The 14,667-nt window shown below is 64.2% G+C and carries 22 protein-coding genes; 13 read left to right on the top strand and 9 right to left on the bottom strand.

Annotated features, from left to right (window positions below):
- Positions 1-535 precede the first annotated feature (535 nt).
- The 3 genes from F3087_RS00715 (at position 536) to F3087_RS00705 (ending at position 3,849) form a co-directional block, all read left to right on the top strand.
- A complete protein-coding gene (locus F3087_RS00715; RefSeq protein ID WP_223884755.1) occupies positions 536-1,378 on the top strand; it encodes a sigma-70 family RNA polymerase sigma factor in 843 nt (280 codons plus the stop codon).
- 157 nt (positions 1,379-1,535) lie between these two features.
- A complete protein-coding gene (locus tag F3087_RS00710; protein WP_150399802.1) occupies positions 1,536-2,231 on the top strand; it encodes a PP2C family serine/threonine-protein phosphatase in 696 nt (231 codons plus the stop codon).
- A gap of 616 nt (positions 2,232-2,847) precedes the next feature.
- Positions 2,848-3,849, top strand: coding sequence for a hypothetical protein (locus F3087_RS00705; protein ID WP_150399801.1), 1,002 nt, complete (start codon positions 2,848-2,850; stop codon positions 3,847-3,849).
- A gap of 231 nt (positions 3,850-4,080) precedes the next feature.
- Here F3087_RS00705 and F3087_RS00700 read toward each other — a convergent pair whose 3' ends face one another.
- On the bottom strand, positions 4,081-4,710 hold the full coding sequence (locus F3087_RS00700) for a hypothetical protein (RefSeq protein WP_150399800.1): 630 nt from the start codon (positions 4,708-4,710) through the stop codon (positions 4,081-4,083).
- Between the two features lie 176 nt (positions 4,711-4,886).
- Positions 4,887-5,555 (bottom strand): hypothetical protein, encoded by a 669-nt coding sequence (locus F3087_RS00695; RefSeq protein WP_150399799.1) that lies wholly within the window; start codon positions 5,553-5,555, stop codon positions 4,887-4,889.
- A gap of 379 nt (positions 5,556-5,934) precedes the next feature.
- Here F3087_RS00695 and F3087_RS00690 point away from each other — a divergent pair, with 379 nt between their 5' ends.
- The 3 genes from F3087_RS00690 (at position 5,935) to F3087_RS00680 (ending at position 7,203) form a co-directional block, all read left to right on the top strand.
- A complete protein-coding gene (locus tag F3087_RS00690; protein ID WP_150399798.1) occupies positions 5,935-6,183 on the top strand; it encodes a hypothetical protein in 249 nt (82 codons plus the stop codon).
- A gap of 390 nt (positions 6,184-6,573) precedes the next feature.
- Positions 6,574-6,864 (top strand): hypothetical protein, encoded by a 291-nt coding sequence (locus F3087_RS00685; RefSeq protein ID WP_150399797.1) that lies wholly within the window; start codon positions 6,574-6,576, stop codon positions 6,862-6,864.
- A 105-nt stretch (positions 6,865-6,969) separates the two neighbouring features.
- Positions 6,970-7,203: a hypothetical protein gene (locus F3087_RS00680; RefSeq protein WP_150399796.1), complete on the top strand. Its 234-nt coding sequence runs from the start codon at positions 6,970-6,972 to the stop codon at positions 7,201-7,203.
- Positions 7,204-7,375: 172 nt separating this feature from the next.
- On the opposite strand, the gene F3087_RS00675 is transcribed toward F3087_RS00680, so the two are convergent.
- Genes F3087_RS00675 through F3087_RS00660 form a run of 4 tightly spaced genes read right to left on the bottom strand, consistent with a single transcriptional unit; the run spans position 7,376 to position 9,387 of the window.
- On the bottom strand, positions 7,376-7,747 hold the full coding sequence (locus F3087_RS00675) for a hypothetical protein (protein ID WP_150399795.1): 372 nt from the start codon (positions 7,745-7,747) through the stop codon (positions 7,376-7,378).
- 11 nt (positions 7,748-7,758) lie between these two features.
- Positions 7,759-8,232 carry a roadblock/LC7 domain-containing protein gene (locus F3087_RS00670; protein WP_223884754.1) on the bottom strand — a complete coding sequence of 158 codons (474 nt, stop codon included), beginning with the start codon at positions 8,230-8,232 and terminating at the stop codon, positions 7,759-7,761.
- Positions 8,229-9,005 (bottom strand): hypothetical protein, encoded by a 777-nt coding sequence (locus F3087_RS00665; protein WP_150399794.1) that lies wholly within the window; start codon positions 9,003-9,005, stop codon positions 8,229-8,231. The genes F3087_RS00670 and F3087_RS00665 overlap by 4 nt, the downstream gene beginning before the upstream one ends.
- Positions 8,995-9,387, bottom strand: a complete 393-nt coding sequence (locus F3087_RS00660; protein WP_191093720.1) for a hypothetical protein — start codon at positions 9,385-9,387, stop codon at positions 8,995-8,997. The genes F3087_RS00665 and F3087_RS00660 overlap by 11 nt, the downstream gene beginning before the upstream one ends.
- Before the next feature lie 74 nt (positions 9,388-9,461).
- Between F3087_RS00660 and F3087_RS00655 the strand changes: the two genes are divergently transcribed.
- Positions 9,462-9,707, top strand: coding sequence for a hypothetical protein (locus F3087_RS00655; RefSeq protein WP_150399793.1), 246 nt, complete (start codon positions 9,462-9,464; stop codon positions 9,705-9,707).
- 209 nt (positions 9,708-9,916) lie between these two features.
- Complete coding sequence (locus tag F3087_RS00650; protein WP_150399792.1) at positions 9,917-10,129, top strand: hypothetical protein; 213 nt, start codon at positions 9,917-9,919, stop codon at positions 10,127-10,129.
- A 29-nt stretch (positions 10,130-10,158) separates the two neighbouring features.
- On the opposite strand, the gene F3087_RS00645 is transcribed toward F3087_RS00650, so the two are convergent.
- Positions 10,159-10,368 (bottom strand): hypothetical protein, encoded by a 210-nt coding sequence (locus tag F3087_RS00645; protein WP_150399791.1) that lies wholly within the window; start codon positions 10,366-10,368, stop codon positions 10,159-10,161.
- A 118-nt stretch (positions 10,369-10,486) separates the two neighbouring features.
- On the bottom strand, positions 10,487-10,696 hold the full coding sequence (locus F3087_RS00640) for a BldC family transcriptional regulator (protein ID WP_040739417.1): 210 nt from the start codon (positions 10,694-10,696) through the stop codon (positions 10,487-10,489).
- Between the two features lie 183 nt (positions 10,697-10,879).
- Here F3087_RS00640 and F3087_RS00635 point away from each other — a divergent pair, with 183 nt between their 5' ends.
- The 5 genes from F3087_RS00635 to F3087_RS00615 all read left to right on the top strand — a co-directional run bounded on the left by F3087_RS00635 (position 10,880) and on the right by F3087_RS00615 (position 13,755).
- Positions 10,880-11,233 carry a DUF4229 domain-containing protein gene (locus F3087_RS00635; protein ID WP_150399790.1) on the top strand — a complete coding sequence of 118 codons (354 nt, stop codon included), beginning with the start codon at positions 10,880-10,882 and terminating at the stop codon, positions 11,231-11,233.
- Positions 11,230-12,315 (top strand): L-cysteine desulfhydrase Cds1, encoded by a 1,086-nt coding sequence (locus F3087_RS00630; RefSeq protein WP_150399789.1) that lies wholly within the window; start codon positions 11,230-11,232, stop codon positions 12,313-12,315. Before F3087_RS00635 ends, F3087_RS00630 begins: the two co-directional genes overlap by 4 nt.
- Before the next feature lie 152 nt (positions 12,316-12,467).
- Positions 12,468-12,689: a helix-turn-helix domain-containing protein gene (locus tag F3087_RS00625; RefSeq protein WP_150399788.1), complete on the top strand. Its 222-nt coding sequence runs from the start codon at positions 12,468-12,470 to the stop codon at positions 12,687-12,689.
- A complete protein-coding gene (locus tag F3087_RS00620) occupies positions 12,689-13,285 on the top strand; it encodes a Clp protease N-terminal domain-containing protein (protein WP_150399787.1) in 597 nt (198 codons plus the stop codon). Before F3087_RS00625 ends, F3087_RS00620 begins: the two co-directional genes overlap by 1 nt.
- A gap of 83 nt (positions 13,286-13,368) precedes the next feature.
- Positions 13,369-13,755 (top strand): phage holin family protein, encoded by a 387-nt coding sequence (locus F3087_RS00615; protein ID WP_150399786.1) that lies wholly within the window; start codon positions 13,369-13,371, stop codon positions 13,753-13,755.
- A gap of 14 nt (positions 13,756-13,769) precedes the next feature.
- Here the strand turns inward: F3087_RS00615 and F3087_RS00610 are convergent, their stop codons facing one another.
- Positions 13,770-14,639: a 1,4-dihydroxy-2-naphthoate polyprenyltransferase gene (locus tag F3087_RS00610; protein WP_150399785.1), complete on the bottom strand. Its 870-nt coding sequence runs from the start codon at positions 14,637-14,639 to the stop codon at positions 13,770-13,772.
- Between the last annotated feature and the right edge of the window lie 28 nt (positions 14,640-14,667).

The following is a 14,667-nucleotide window of genomic DNA, read 5'->3' as shown; positions in this document are numbered from 1 at the left end:
GCATTACGAAACTCCGCCCGGCGCCGTGCCTTTCGGGCGGCGTCGTCCTCGCTGACGACGTACTCGGTCTCGCGGTCTGCGTGCTGACGTAGGTCACGCTCTTTGAGCGGCGCAGTAGCGTCGACGCGAGCCAGAATCTCGGATAAATCGCGAGAATCATTGCTAGACAACCACTTTGCGACGGATACACGCTTGGCGAAGCCCGGCTCTCCCCGACGAGGCGCATTACGATGCGCGGTAGGCCACTGATCCGGGTTCGTATAGGCGTCGCCGCCGAGGCCGGTACCGGCCCATGGATTTACACTGGACATGCTTCGGGACTCCGTTCCTGAAGTGCGGAAATTGCTGAAGCAGCTACGAACTGCTTTGGTGCTGGCTCCCCGGTGGCTCCAACCGCCGGGGAGCTTTCGTTGTCCGATTCGGTATAGCCCCCCTAAACGTGGCGGGCCACGTTGGCGAGCGCTGTTTAGTGGGTATAAACGCCGAGGGTACGGCGGTGGCGCTGGTGGAGTCAATACCCCCTAAACTCACTGCCATGACCGAACGAGACGAGTTCGATGCTGTGCGATCCGACCCGGACCCCCTCCGGCGTGGTCGTCGTGCCGCTGAACTGATCACGGTCTACCAGCAGCGAGCCGCGGAATTGGCCCGGCTACGGCGCGCGGCTATTGACGAAGCTCATCAGACGCTTGGGCTCAACTACACGGACATTGCCGCACAGCTGGGGATCACTAAGGGCCGCGTCACTCAGATCAGGACCAGTGCACCCCCTCAAGAGCGAGCATTCTTTGGTGTTGGTCCCGTGTCTGTTGGCATACCGCGCAGATACGGCATGGAGGAGGGGCGTAATCGACCCTTCTTCGACGCAGTCGACATGACCTCGCAGGCGACCGTCGAGGATGTTCTGGGTCGGTTGGCGATCGCAGCAGTACCGCTCGCGATCGAACCCACGACTGACGCAGTCCCGGAAGGTGACGCGGTCCTAATCTGCGGTCCGAAGTCCGCGCCGGTTGCACGCGTCTTGCTGGCTAGTGATCCGTACCTCGACTTTGAGCAAGTTGGCGGCGGGCAGTGGTGGATTCGTGGGAAAGCCCCCGGCACACGCGAGTGGTTCGACTCACCCTACCGACGCGTTGATCAGGAGCGATCTGACGTCGGCTACTTCGCTAGACATGTGTCACCGCGGGGTGTAACCGTTCACATCGCCGGGATCACGAGCGTCGGCTCCCTGGGCGTGATCCACTGGTTGGCGAAAAACTTGCGGATGCTGTTCCTCGACAACGAAGACAGCTCGATGTGCGGGGTGGTGCGATGCGATTTCGACGAGAAGTTCGCTGTCGAGTCGAGCAGCCTCCTCGCAGGTCCGTACACTTGGTAACCCCCCGCCGATGATCCCCGCAAGGCGTATACGTGCGGCACAAAACGCAGCGCGATCCGATGAGGACTGCTTTTTCATCGCGAAGCATGGGGTAGCAGTCCTCGACGGCGCGACATCACATCGCGCTTCGACCGGGCCGAGCGGTGGAGACTACGCGATGGTGCTTGGCGGCATCCTCGCAGAAGCCTTGGACAAAACGGCCGATCAACTCTCGTTGGTCGAGATCCTAGAGCAGGCGATTGCTCAGGCTGTCGAAGTGCTTTCACTTGGGAGGGGCGCCCGGGATTCAGCGTCGTGCACGGTTGCCCTTGCTCGGTTTGGAGAAACCGACACCGCCGACCTCTTAGTCCTCGGTGATTCCACTATCGCTGTCGGCGGGGCCGGCGGTTCAGTGGAACTCATAACCGACACGCGACTAGACCAGCTCGATCTGCCGGAGGCCGACGCGTATAAGGCGCGGCTCCGCGAAGGTTTCGGATATGACGAGACGCATCGGCGTACCTTGTCGGACCTTCAGAAGAGGCAGCAGTACTGGCGCAATCGACCTGGTGGGTACTGGATCGCGTCGACCGAGCCCGCGGCTGCGCGTCACGCGCTGACCATGAGGCGGTCGGCGGCGGAATGGTTTGTGTTGGCTACCGATGGTGCGTCCGATTGTCTCGAAGCAGCGGGCATATCGTGGCAAGCCCTTGCTCAGGCCGATGATGCAGAGTTGGCGAATCTTCTTCGTCGGTGCCAGGCGTGGGAAGCTGCCGTCGACCCCCACGGAATACAGCTCTCGCGCGCCAAACGTCACGACGACAAGACCGTCGTGACCGTTCGCCGAACGCAGCCAAGGAAACAGCTCTCGTGACGTTTTCATGAACTTCGTTGTCAGGCAACCGCACTTCGGTGGACGTAGCCGAAGGGTCGCTACCGACGTTCTGCCGCACTCGATCAGTGCCCGGTAAAGCCGTGTCGGCATGCTCGAAATCGGTGTGGGTGGCCGCCCAAGTGGCCGAACAGTGGCCGAACAGTGGCCGAACAAGTTTAGTCCCGTGTTTTCGCAAAATGGCCACACGAAAATAGGGTCTGAGCTGCGCCTTCGGCGCAGGGCTCTCGCTCTCACTGTTCCCGATTCTCTATGGCTTCGCTGTTCATAGAGAATCGGGAACAGTGAGAGCGAGAGCCAGGAGTGGTTGGGTCTGTGGATGTAATGGTGAGTTGAGATGTGGTGGAGAGGACCAAAAGTAGTAGTAGGTGGGTGGTTGCGTCAGGTGCGGATGCTGCGGTTTAGGGCGTCGTTGGGTTGGTTGTGTGCGTAATCGGCGGTTTAGGGCACGTGAGTCAGAGGGTTGGACTAGACGTAGTGGCGCGCGTGGCCGCCAGGCATGAGACGATGGATGTGAGGGGTTCGACGCTGAGCAGAGTTAGCTCCAGGGGGCGAGTTTCCTCTTACGCGGTGAAGTCTCTCCGAGTAACTTTGTCGCATGCCGAGGCGAACGAATCCGTTCCAGGAACTGGTGGCGATCCTCACGGCTCACATGAGCGCGGGCGCCGTCGTCACCGAGTCCAAGATGCTGCTTGACCTGGATACCGGCCAGGAACGCGAAGTGGACATCTGCGTTGAACAGACCGTTGCAGGGCATCTTGTTCGCGTCTGCATCGAGTGCTCTAGTCACGGGCGGCCTCGTGATGTGACCTGGGTTGAGAACATGCACGGGAAGCATCTGCGGTTGCCGACGAATCTCCTCGTTCTGGCATCAGAGTCTGGGTTTACTGGGCCGGCACTTCGAAAGGCGGAGTCGTTTCGGATTGAGACAGTCGTTCCAGGTCGCCTTCCCGAGTCCTTCGGGGCAGATGTAGTGGGCAAGCTTGAGCAACTGGTCATAAAGACGTTGGATCTGGTTCCCGAAAAAATACGTTTCACGATGGAGGCAACTGAAGAGTCTCCGGAGGAGATCGTTATAGCGCTCGATGATCAGGCGATTTTCTGGTCGGATGGTTCGTTCTTTATGGATGCGCTGTCCTTCGCTCGTGGACTCGTGAACCATAAAGTCGTTGCGGAGGAAGCCTTGCCCGATGCGGCGGGGGATGAGCGGTCCTTCATGGTCGGAATGGACCCTGTTGAGCTTCCTGACCCTGAAACCGGCCAGATGCATGCGTTGTTCCTGCGCAAGGAAGATCCCACCGGCGATTATTTGCGCCGTATCGCCCGAGTCGTGGTGACTGGTCCGGCGGCAGTGGGCGTTACGCCAGTCCCTCTGACTCACGGCGAGCTGCGAGGAGCTGGCTACTCGACCGGTTCAGCGGTGATCAGGGACCACCGTGCAATGTTCGTTGTCACTGAAACCAACGACGGCCAACACATGGTCACAACGCGGTTCACGCCCGAGGGGAACCCCCGGGCGGGTACGCAGCGGGTACGCAGCGGCTCCGACCATACCCAACCGCCGTCCACAACGACCAACGTTGAATCTGCAGGTCGGTGAGTCGAATGCGCGTTGTCAACGTTGGCAAACGTCCAGGTAGGAGTCCGAGCTGTACTACGACGTGTAAGCCTGGCCTGCGCCTTTACCTCTGATTCGTCCGTATCTGGCCCAAGATGGCTGTGGGTGCGGAGCAAAGTAAACGAGTGTCGATGGTGGGTTCGCCTCCTTGGGCGTCGCTCAGAAAGTCTCGCCCCTTATGAGGTCAAGACCGCTGGTGCGTAGGCCTCATCGTTAGAGTGGCTGCCAGTTATCCCACCAGTCGGTCCAATCCATCTCTACCTTCACGCGCTCAACGGTTGCCGTGGCCGCTCGAAAGTCATCAGCTCGCCCCCACCAGTCCGCGATCGTGAACTCCTGGTCGAACACCGAGAGATAGTATTCCGGCGCAATCTGCTGTCCGGCGTTCTCCGGCGCGAAGACCGCGACACCCAGCAGCCCGATAATCGTGAGATTTGAGAGGGCGATCTTTCCTTCTTCGAACACGATCTTCGACAACGAGGCTGTGCCAAGAGGTTCGGCTTCGATTAGTTCGAAGCCGGCGGGCAGCTCGTCCCCGTGGCCATGGGTACACCGGTGGATCCCGTAGATGACATCAGCGATATCTGGCCGCTTGCCGGGGAGATTCGATTTGGCGGGTACGGGAAACCGGGTCTTCTCAAGGTCAATCCCCGGTACACCTAAAAGGTGAAGGATGTCGAGGTCGTCGCGCAGTACCTGCTTGAACCGGTGGGTCACGCTCTGTGCCGGATAGCGCTTCTTGCCGGTGCCGTCAACCGCGTTGCAGGCGTGGAGCATGGCAGCATCCCAGTCAGCTAGAGCCCATTGATCGAGGGAATGCTGCACAGATTTGCCAACGTTCATACTTCGATATCTTGTCAATGATCAGGGCTGTTGTCCGCCATATTGCGGGCGAGTATTGGGCATTGAGGTGTTTGTTCCGGTGACTGTTGTCACCAAGGAACCGTCACCGGCACGAAGTGGCCGGGACAAGGTCGCCGCGGACCCCCAATCGAAGGCGCGGCGGCCCTCACTCGGCCCTACGGTAGATCCTTGCGAGGAGCTGATAGATCATCGGCGATGGTGCCGGAGCGACCCAATAACGCGCTTTCGATCGCTGCGCGAAGGGAATCGAGCGATTCACGGCCGAGGAAGTCGAGCACCTCGGCGGCGGTCTTGGTGTCGGGGTAGTAGCGGGGGTCGGTGCTGATGGTCTGCGCAAGCGTCTCCACGAACATGCCCGCAACCGCATGGGGAGGAAGGCTACTTATCGCCGATACCCGCTGGAGTGCGTCAAGAACTTCATCGAACCGCTGCGGCTTCCGATCGGGGCACTGCGCGGCCGGCGCCGCGGGGACCAGGTTGAGCTTCATGTTCCATCCGCGCATCCTCTCGGCAAGTTCGCCAGCGTACTTGGCCGCCTCCTCGTGTAAAAACGCCGATCCGGGTTCGCCGAGCCATGCGGCGATGCCAGCGCTGAGGAAATCGCAGGTCACGACGCTAGTGAGTCGATCGCATGAGTAGTCGTCCCCGCGATAGCGCTCAAGTTCGCTGAAGTATGCAACCAGATTCGGAGCGCGACCGGCTGTGCTGACCTGGGAGTCGGAACCGAGGTCGAGGTTGGGGACCGTGGGATCCTCGAATACGTCGAAGTCGTGCCCCGGTATGTCCTGGGGCTGATGCTCCGGCTCCTTCTCGCTCGCACTCATGGGGGTCTGCCCCTCCTAGCCGAATCGTTTCGAGTCCCGCTCCGGGTGGAGCCGGTCGACTGAACACGATACGTGCCTCGGTTCACACTGAACCAACTGGACTCGCACGGAACCGCTCGGATGCGGCCACTAGGCGACACGTTCCCGCGACTCGCCGATGAACCTCCAAAAATCTGTTCTTCCCAGGCGGTGCCATCCAACTACACTAGGTTCGTGTGAAGTCGCTATGATGCGCGAGTTCGCACACGCTACTCAAAAAGTGAACACGTCTGAGTGTGTATTCGGAAGGGCCAAAGGGCCGCGCCAGGCGGGTTGACGAGCCGTTTCCTTGGCCGGAGAGTGCTCGCAGTCCGCTTGAGCAGAGATAAGAGGGGTATATATGGCAAACATGACCTTCACCGTGCGGATCAGTCCGCGCGACCATGAGCTACTGACGAGCCTAGCGGCCATACGCAACCAGAGCGTTGCGGAGCTCTCCCGTGAACTGCTTGCCGATGGAATCAGACGACTTCTCGATCCTGAAGAGATCGAGCGGCGCCTTGACCGCGAGCGGAGCAGGTTGCTGGCGGCGGCGGCCGAGCTCGGCCGGGCCGACAGTGACCAGGCCGCTACGCAGCAAACGCCCTAATGGCGGACCTGATGATCGCCACTGTGACGTGCCTGGCGATCGCTATAACGGTCACACTATTGATTAAGTTCGACAGGCACCTGCTCGACTCGGAAGCGGTCCGTGGCCTACTTGGGTTGCTGAGACTGCGCCGCTCTGCACCACTACGAAGGTCCCGGCGATTCGCCCCGCTGTAGTAACCCGCCCCTAGCTAGGAAGCCACCGGTTACCTGCCGGTGGCTTTCTTCATCTCGGCGGACGTGTGCACACGTTCGAACACGTTCGCACTCATCGAGATGGAAGCAGACGTCTCAAAGAACGCCCCCGCCGTGCTGTGCGCCTTCTTGAGGTACAGTGGCCATCGATCATCCGTCGGTGATCAACCGGTAATACCGAAAGGACTTGCCAGGCATGACCGATACAACCGGTACGTCGGATCCCACCCTCGCCGCGTCGCCGGAGCCCGCCGTGATGACCGAGCCGGAGCCCGCCGCGGTGACCGAGCCGGAGCCCGCCGCGGTGACCGAGCCGGAGCCCGCCGCAGTGACCGAGCCGGAGCCCGCCGCGATGACCGAGTCAAAGGCTGATCGCGCCGCCGCCGAAGGGCGGAAGACCTTTCTCGGTGCTATGGGCGGTAACGTCGTCGGGAAGGTTCTCGGCGAGGCGATCGTCGAGTGGCTTGAACGCATCGGCGTACTCTGACGCGGCGCCCACCCGGCGGCGGCGGAGTGCCCCTAGCTCGTGAACTCATGCCGAAAGGGTCTGCACCATCAGGTGCAGACCCTTTCGGCGTATTACGGTCGATGTGTGCCGGACGCCGACGCAGGCGTACAGCTACGGCTAGCCACCACGAGGCGCACGCACGGTACGCAGAAAGTACGCAGCAGCGTTGATGCTGCCCAACAGGATCAACGTTCGCAACGGGTACATGCGCTGGTCGGCGCCGTCTCCGTCCGCAGCCGTCGACAGCAAACGCCGAGAACCATTTTCATCATCAACATGGTGATCAGCGGCCTGCACAGCTACGCCGGCCTGAACTGATTCAGCCTGCCCATCCCGAAAGCTTTTCCCGGGCAATGGAAAGCATGGCCGGGGCAGGGGCGCGCCATTCGCAACCGAAGACGGCAGCCGCGCGTCGCGATCGAGAGCGGTTGCGGGGCTGCCGAATTCGGGCGCTGGTGCCACCCAGGCGATGGCACGCGGCGCCGACGGGTCAGACCTCTAGGTCTTCTTCGATGCCCTTGAGGCGGTGCCGGGCGAGGGCGAGGTTGGCGCGGTTGCGGTCCAAGGCGAGGTAGAGGAACAGGCCCTTGGCTTTTCGGCCGGTCATCGGGCGGATGATGTGGTACTGGCCGGACAGGGTGATGAGGATGTCCTCGATGGTGTCGGTGAGCCCGAGCTGTTCGATGGTGCGCATTTTGGCGCGCACGACCTCGGTGTTGCCCGCGCCGGCGACCTGGAGGTCCAGCGCCTTGGAACTGCCGAGGGTGCCGAGCGCCATGCCGCTGTTGTAGTCGACGACGGCGGCGCCGAGTGCGCCGTCGATCACCATCATGTCCTTCAGTGACAGATCCAGGTTGGACATGTCTGTTCCTTTCATTCGGATTTCGTTGCCTGGTCGTTGCCGCGGTGGGCGATGCTCGCCATCTGATCGGCGATCGTGCGGGCCACCGGCCGGGATTCCAGATGCAGGCGGCCGACGTTCACCTCGGGGCCGGCCAGGACGGTCAGCGAGGTCCAGCCCGCGGCGTAGACGACCACGTGCCCCTCGGTGCCGTGCACCACGACCTCGTGGAATCCGCCGCCGTTCGCGGTGCTCACCAGCCGGTAGGACAGCGAGAGCTGCGCGGCGGCCAGCGCGGCCATGCCTGCGGGTTCGATATGCGCGGGCAGGTCGTGCGCGACGAGCAGTCCGTCGCCGGAGGCCACCAGCGTGCCGGTCAGCCGGGGGACGCGCTCGCGTAGCGCCTTGAGCTCCGCGAGCACCGCCGCGTTCGGTTCAGGTGCGGATATCGACACCTTGGTCAACCTTCCCATCAGTTCGCCGAGCAGTTTCTTCCGCGCGGTCACGCATCCTCCAAAGCCGCCCGTAGGCGAACGAGTAAGTCGGCGTCGGGTTTCCAGCGGTCCGCGTCCGGCGCCGGGGCGGGCGGTCGCGGCCGGCGTCGACGGGGCGGACCGGCCGTCACCGGGGCGGGTGGCGGCTCGGCGGGCACGGCCGGGGCAGGCGGTTCGATGAGCCCGGCCGCGGTCAGTTCGCGCACCGCGACCAGGCACCCATAGGTGGTCCGGCCGAGATGGTCGCCGATTCCGGTGACGCTGCGCCGGGTGTCGGCGGCGGCGAGCACCTCGGCTTGGCCGCCGGTGAGGACGACGCGCCGCCGCCTGCCCCGGCGCACCGGCACGACGGGTGCGCGATCGACCAATTGCGCTGGCCAGGGCGTGGACTCGGGATCGCCGCGCCGCGCGCACTCCTGCACGAGTACATGCGGGGTGACCCGGCAGATCGCGGCGAGCCAATGCGGTGGCGCGGGCCGGAATTCGGGGACCGCCGGGGACGCGAGCAGGAAGTAGGCGGCATCGAAAACCGAAAGCAGCGCAAGGGTTTCCAGCTGGGGTGAAGCCAGCAGGCGGTCGGCCTCGCCGGCCTCGGCGCGCCGCCAGTCCGCCTCGGTGGCCACGCCGGCCTCCAGGACGAGCCGGGCCAGGCCGCTGGTGCGCAGGCAGTCCGCCGAGGTGATCGTTCCCTCGGTGAGCTGGAACGCGCCGTCGCCGAGAAACAGTACGCCGGTACGCTTCTCGATTTCGAGTCGTGAAAGTTCTTCCGTCAGTTCACCGCTCATGACCTGGCCCGACGAATTCGGCGAGAATTCCACGGAGCTGGAATCGCGCCATCGCCAAATTCCCGGCGGCGTCGTCGAATAGGACATGAATGAAAAGCCGGCCGTCGAAGTCGCCGGGCAACGGATTCAGTAGATGAAATCCGTTGGTACCGCAGACGATCAGCTCGGTGAGGTCCTCGTCGTCGCGGCCGGTGGTCAGCGCGGGGCAGTCGAGCACCGCGCGCATCACGTCGGTGGTGGCGGCCGCGCCCTCGTGCTGGTCGACCACGTCGTGCCGGCCCGCCGCGGCGATCGCCAGCCCGCTCGCGCCATCCACCAGGATCGCGCTGCGCGCGCCGGGGATGTTCATGATGCGTTCCAGACAGCCGTCAACACCGATCACCGCGTCACCACTTGTCATATCCGGGGCTCAAGAATTCCCGAGGCTACACAGTGCCGGTGCGTGACGCGCGGTAAATGCCGCAAAACTTTGCTCTAAAATACCTTCTGGTTTCGATTATTCGGGGCGGACCGGTCGGAATTATCCAGGGCGTCAACGGGTTCGGCTCGGATCCGGCGGGTGGTCGTTCGCGATCGATCGGCCTGGGCTTTGCCGGTGACGACGAAGCAACCATGGCCGGCCGCAAACTGATAGTTAGCTCGGCTAACGCCTTGTCGGCGGCAGCGGAGCGTACCGCCGGGTGGAACCCGCTGCCCGCGTGAGATGTTCAGCGTGGCTGCACCGGAATAAGTTCGGCTCAATAGCCCTTTCGGGAAAAAGTAACCGGCGTCACTTTGCCTCTCGGGCGATAGCGAGATTCACAAAAGTGGTGCAGATCACGCACCATGCGGCGTGCCGTTCGGCGAAACGCCGTGTCCTGTCTATATGCGATGCGTCTATCCGGCGCACAAACGGTTGAGGAGACGGGCTCTTGGATTCCGATTACTTCACCTATCTCCCGGCTGCGGTGGTCGACGCGGACGGGAGTTTGGTCGAGCAGTTGAACGACAGCGGATTGCGCAAGCTGGTGCAGGCGGCCGCCGGGCTCTCCGTGGAGGCGCAGCACTATCTGGCGATGCTCGCGAATCGACTGCGCGCGAGCGAGGGTCTGCACGCGCGCAACTACGCCGATGGTGAGATGTGAGCCGCAGGAGCGGGATCCGGGCCGGGCGCTCAGCGCTCGGTGGAGTCGGAGTCTCCGTTGCGGTGCTGGCGGGATAGCCGCCAGAGGAACTCGGGGTCGTCGTCGGGTCCGACGACGCGCTTGCGTTGCGGTGATCGCGTGCGGGTAGCGGTCGGTCCGGCAGTTCTCTCGGGGCCGAACGCCTTCCAGCACAGCACCGCGACTGCCACGACCGCGATGAGTGCCAACAAGTACGTCACGTCGCTCACCTCCTGGTTACGAGGGTAGTCCCGTGCGTAGCTCGCGCACACCGCTGACGTGAAATCGGTACGCCGGGTGGGCGCGGGCCCCGGCACGATGGGCCCGCGCGGCCCGCAGTCAGCGTGCGGTCGCCTCGGTGGTGAGCGACTTGAGCAGCTGCATTACCTCTGATTCGCGGAACCGGCGGTGTCCGCCCGGTGTGCGCAACGACCCGAGACGTCCGGCATGGGCCCAGCGGGTGACCGTCTTGGGATCGACGTGGAACATGGCAGCAACCTGCCCTGGTGTCAGCAGGGTGTCCTGGCCGCCGACGGTGATCGCACTCATAGCAAACCTCTCCGTTCTCGACAGTTCCCTCATCAGATGGCGACATCGTTGCACTGAAACCCCTAGGTACTCGAACCACCTACTGTTGGTAAAGGGGAAGTAATAGACAAATCGGATATGCTCCCGACCTCGGCAACGGGCGCGCGCCGAGGGCGGGCAACAGCTTCGCATAGGCTGAGCGGCGTGAGTGACGCAACTCCACCAGATGGTGTTCCTGGACAGCAAACCGCTGGCGCGGGCCGCCGGCTCGCCCGCAACCTCGGTCTGTACACCGTGGCCAGGTTGGTCCTGGTCGTGCTGATCACCGTGCTGATCGTGCTGGTCGCGCGGCTGGTGAAAGTGGACATTCCGCTGGTGGTGGCCGCTTTGTTCGCACTGATCATCGCCATGCCGCTCTCGCTGACGCTGTTCAAGCGCCTGCGCGTGCGGGTCAACGAGGACATCGCGGTGGTGGACGAACGCCGCAGGCACGACAAGGCCCAATTGCGGGCCCGGCTGCGCGGCGAGACGCCTGGGGACAATCAGGGGGCATCGTGAAGTCCTGTGATCGCAGCACCCCGCGCGACTGGGTCGATAACGCGGTGCGCTTGATCGACGCCGACGCCCAGCGCAGCGCCGACACCCACCTGATCCGGTACCCGCTGCCCGTCGCGTGGAACGTCCAGCTCTATCTGAAGGACGAATCCACCCACATCACCGGCAGCCTCAAGCACCGGCTGGCCCGGTCGCTGTTCCTGTACGCGATCTGCAACGGCTGGGTCACCGAGGGCACCACGGTGGTGGAGGCGTCGTCCGGCTCGACCGCGGTCAGCGAGGCGTATTTCGCCAAGCTGCTCGGCCTGGATTTCGTCGCGGTGATGCCGGCCAGCACCTCGCCGCAGAAGATCGCGCTGATCGAAGCGCAGGGCGGCCGTTGTCATTTCGTGCGGCGCCCACCCGAGATGTACACCGAGGCGGCCCGGCTGGCCGCCGAGTGCGGCGGGCACTACATGGATCAGTTCACCCATGCCGAGCGCGCCACCGACTGGCGCGGCAACAACAACATCGCCGAATCCATCTTCGAGCAAATGACTTTGGAGACGCACCCGGTGCCGGAGTGGGTGGTGGTCGGCGCGGGCACCGGCGGCACCAGTGCGACCATCGGGCGCTACATCCGATACCGCAGGCACGCAACGAAATTGGCCGTGGTGGACCCGGAGAACTCGGCGTTCTACGGCGGCTACGAGACCGCCGACTCCGGCTACGAGACCGGAATGTCTTCGCGCATCGAAGGAATCGGCCGCCCGCGGGTGGAGCCGTCGTTCGTCGGCCAGGTGGTCGATCGGATGATCGGCGTGCCGGACGCGGGATCCATTGCGGCAGCACGGTATGCGAGCAAGGTCCTCGGCCGCCGGGTGGGCGGTTCCACCGGCACCAATCTGTGGGGCGTGTTCGCGATCATCGCCGAGATGCTCGCCGCGGGTCGCGGCGGCAGCGTGGTGACGCTGCTGTGTGACGGCGGAGATCGTTATGCCGGAACGTATTTCGACGATGCCTGGGTCGAATTGCAGGGGATGAGCCTGGTCGAGCCGACCGCGATCCTGGACAAGTTCGTCGCCACCGGCGAGTGGACGGGCTGACCGCACCCCGCCGCCTGACCGATCGAAGGCCACCTTCATCCGGGACCTAGCACCCGGGCGAAGGTGGCCTTCGTGCTTCTTCGCCGAGCGCGAACAACGCCGTCGTCAATTTCTGTTGACAACTACCCGTCGCGTCAATCAAAATTGACGGCATGACAGAAGCAACCACTCTGGCGGCCGCCGCGGGCAGCCCCGACCCCAAGGTCGGGTTGCGCGCGGTACTCGCCCTGCGGCGGCTGCTCGAACGGCTGGAAGCGATCCAGGTGGCCAATGCCCGCGAACAGGGCTGGTCATGGCAGCAGATCGCCGAAGCACTCGAGGTCAGCAAGCAGGCAGCCCACCAGAAGCACAATCAGAGAGGCAGGAACCGCTGATGTTCGAACGGTTCACCAAGACGGCGCGCAAGGCCATCGTGCTGGCCCAGGAGGACGCGCGGGAACTGCGGTCGTCGACCATCGAGGTCGAGCACGTGCTGCTCGGCCTGCTGTCGCAGAGCGAGGACGAGCTGAAGGCGCTGCTGGCCGACGCGGGCGTCACTCACGCGGGCGTGATGAGCACGCTGGCGGCACAGCGGAAAGGCGATGCCCTGGGCAGCGAACCGCTGGGGGAGGAGGACGCCGAGGCGTTGCGCTCGATCGGCATCGATCTCGACGCCGTGCGCGAGTCGCTGGAGGCGAGCTTCGGCGAGGACGCGCTCGATCGCGCGATTCCGGAGGGCAGGCGCAGCCCGTTCGGCTGGGGGCGGGGCGGCAATTACGGCCACATCCCGTTCACCAATGACTCGAAGAAGGTGCTCGAGCTGTCCCTGCGGGAAGCCCTGGCCCGCAAGGACAAGACCATCGAATCCGGGCACGTGCTGCTCGGCATCCTGCGCGCGCCCAATCAGACCACCGTGCGCCTGCTCGGCGGCTCGCAGTCGGTCCACGACCTGCGGCCCAAGGTGCACGCGCTGCTCGATCGCGCGGCTTGAGCCGGTGGACATGGGTCGGCGGGGCGGTCGCGAATCGCGTTTCGAGTCGACACATGTCCGCCTCACCGCCTTAGCATGGGCGCATGCAGCTTCTGATTCGGTTGATCATCAACGGGGTGGCCATCTGGCTGGCCGCCGCCTGGGTCGACAAGATCGACATCATCAGTCCGGCGGACAACGGCAATGTCGGCAAGGTGCTCGTCGTGCTTGCCGTCGCCGCGGTGTTCACCGTGGTGAACGCGCTGGTCAAGCCGATCGTCAAGCTGCTCTCGCTGCCGCTGGTGATCGTCACCCTCGGCCTGTTCCTGCTGGTGATCAACGCGCTCATGCTGTGGCTGACCGCGAAGATCACCGAGACCACCGACTACGGCCTGCGGGTCGACGGCTTCTGGGCCGCGGTGATCGGCGGCCTGATCGTCTCGATCGTCAACTGGGTCCTCGGCATCCTGGTCCCGGACGGCGACGACTAGCTCGCGCGGCCGGCTCAGACGAAGCTGATGGCCAACGCGGTGAGCGCCGACCAGGCGAGCATCGCGAGGCCGGAGTCGCGCAGCGCCGGAATGAGTTCCAGGCCGCCCTTACCGGCGCGGACCGGCGCGTTGGCCCGCACCGCGAGCGGAATGGCCAGCAGGCCGACCAGCGCGAACGGGGTGCGGGCCACCAGCAGCAGGGTGCCGATGAACGGGACCGCGAGCAGCGCGAGTTGCAGCGTCCTGGTCCGCGGGTCGCCCAGTTTGACGGCCAGGGTGACCTTTCCGGACTGCGAGTCGGTCGGGATGTCGCGCAGGTTGTTCGCCACCAGCACCGCGCTGGAGAACGCGCCGACCGAGACGGCCAGCACCACACCGGCCCAGTCGATCTGCTCCGCCTGCACGAACTCGGTGCCGAGCACGCCGACCAGGCCGAAGAACACGAACACCGCGATCTCGCCGAAGCCGCTGTAGCCGTAGGGCTTACTGCCGCCGGTGTAGAACCAGGCGCCGGCCAGGCAGGCCACGCCGACCAGCAGCAACCACCAGGCCGTCGTCGCGGCCAGCACCAGGCCGACCACCGCGGCGATGCCCAGGCTCGCGATCGCGGCATTGCGCACCGCGGCGGCCGAGGCCAGCTTCTGCCCGACCAACCGCACCGGGCCGACCCGTACGTCGTCGGTGCCGCGAATGCCGTCGGAGTAGTCGTTGGCGAAGTTGACGCCGATGATCAGGGCCAGCGAAACCAGCAGCGCGAGAACGGCTTTCCACCACACGGCGCCGTCGAGCGAGGCGGCGGCGCCGGTGCCCGCGAGGACAGGGGCGATTGCGTTCGGCAGGGTGCGTGGACGTGCGCCCTCGATCCATTGCGCTGCTGTAGCCATCCCCGCAGCATAGTGTCGCGGCCGGACA

The sequence above is a fragment of the Nocardia colli genome (assembly GCF_008704205.1).
In the GTDB taxonomy this organism is placed as follows: Bacteria; Actinomycetota; Actinomycetes; order Mycobacteriales; family Mycobacteriaceae; genus Nocardia; species Nocardia colli.
This window is presented reverse-complemented; position numbering and strand designations above follow the sequence as displayed.

Excerpts from the sequence above, each read along its gene's own strand:
- F3087_RS00710 (WP_150399802.1), top strand. The coding sequence starts at position 1,536 with ATGGTGCTTGGCGGCATCCTCGCAGAAGCCTTGGACAAAACGGCCGAT.
- F3087_RS00695 (WP_150399799.1), bottom strand. The coding sequence starts at position 5,555 with ATGAGTGCGAGCGAGAAGGAGCCGGAGCATCAGCCCCAGGACATACCG.
- F3087_RS00715 (WP_223884755.1), top strand. The coding sequence starts at position 536 with ATGACCGAACGAGACGAGTTCGATGCTGTGCGATCCGACCCGGACCCC.
- F3087_RS00665 (WP_150399794.1), bottom strand. The coding sequence starts at position 9,005 with ATGAGCGGTGAACTGACGGAAGAACTTTCACGACTCGAAATCGAGAAG.
- F3087_RS00655 (WP_150399793.1), top strand. The coding sequence starts at position 9,462 with ATGCCGCAAAACTTTGCTCTAAAATACCTTCTGGTTTCGATTATTCGG.
- F3087_RS00625 (WP_150399788.1), top strand. The coding sequence starts at position 12,468 with ATGACAGAAGCAACCACTCTGGCGGCCGCCGCGGGCAGCCCCGACCCC.
- F3087_RS00610 (WP_150399785.1), bottom strand. The coding sequence starts at position 14,639 with ATGGCTACAGCAGCGCAATGGATCGAGGGCGCACGTCCACGCACCCTG.
- F3087_RS00640 (WP_040739417.1), bottom strand. The coding sequence starts at position 10,696 with ATGAGTGCGATCACCGTCGGCGGCCAGGACACCCTGCTGACACCAGGG.
- F3087_RS00620 (WP_150399787.1), top strand. The coding sequence starts at position 12,689 with ATGTTCGAACGGTTCACCAAGACGGCGCGCAAGGCCATCGTGCTGGCC.
- F3087_RS00700 (WP_150399800.1), bottom strand. The coding sequence starts at position 4,710 with ATGAACGTTGGCAAATCTGTGCAGCATTCCCTCGATCAATGGGCTCTA.
- F3087_RS00685 (WP_150399797.1), top strand. The coding sequence starts at position 6,574 with ATGACCGATACAACCGGTACGTCGGATCCCACCCTCGCCGCGTCGCCG.
- F3087_RS00675 (WP_150399795.1), bottom strand. The coding sequence starts at position 7,747 with ATGTCCAACCTGGATCTGTCACTGAAGGACATGATGGTGATCGACGGC.
- F3087_RS00690 (WP_150399798.1), top strand. The coding sequence starts at position 5,935 with ATGGCAAACATGACCTTCACCGTGCGGATCAGTCCGCGCGACCATGAG.
- F3087_RS00705 (WP_150399801.1), top strand. The coding sequence starts at position 2,848 with ATGCCGAGGCGAACGAATCCGTTCCAGGAACTGGTGGCGATCCTCACG.
- F3087_RS00615 (WP_150399786.1), top strand. The coding sequence starts at position 13,369 with ATGCAGCTTCTGATTCGGTTGATCATCAACGGGGTGGCCATCTGGCTG.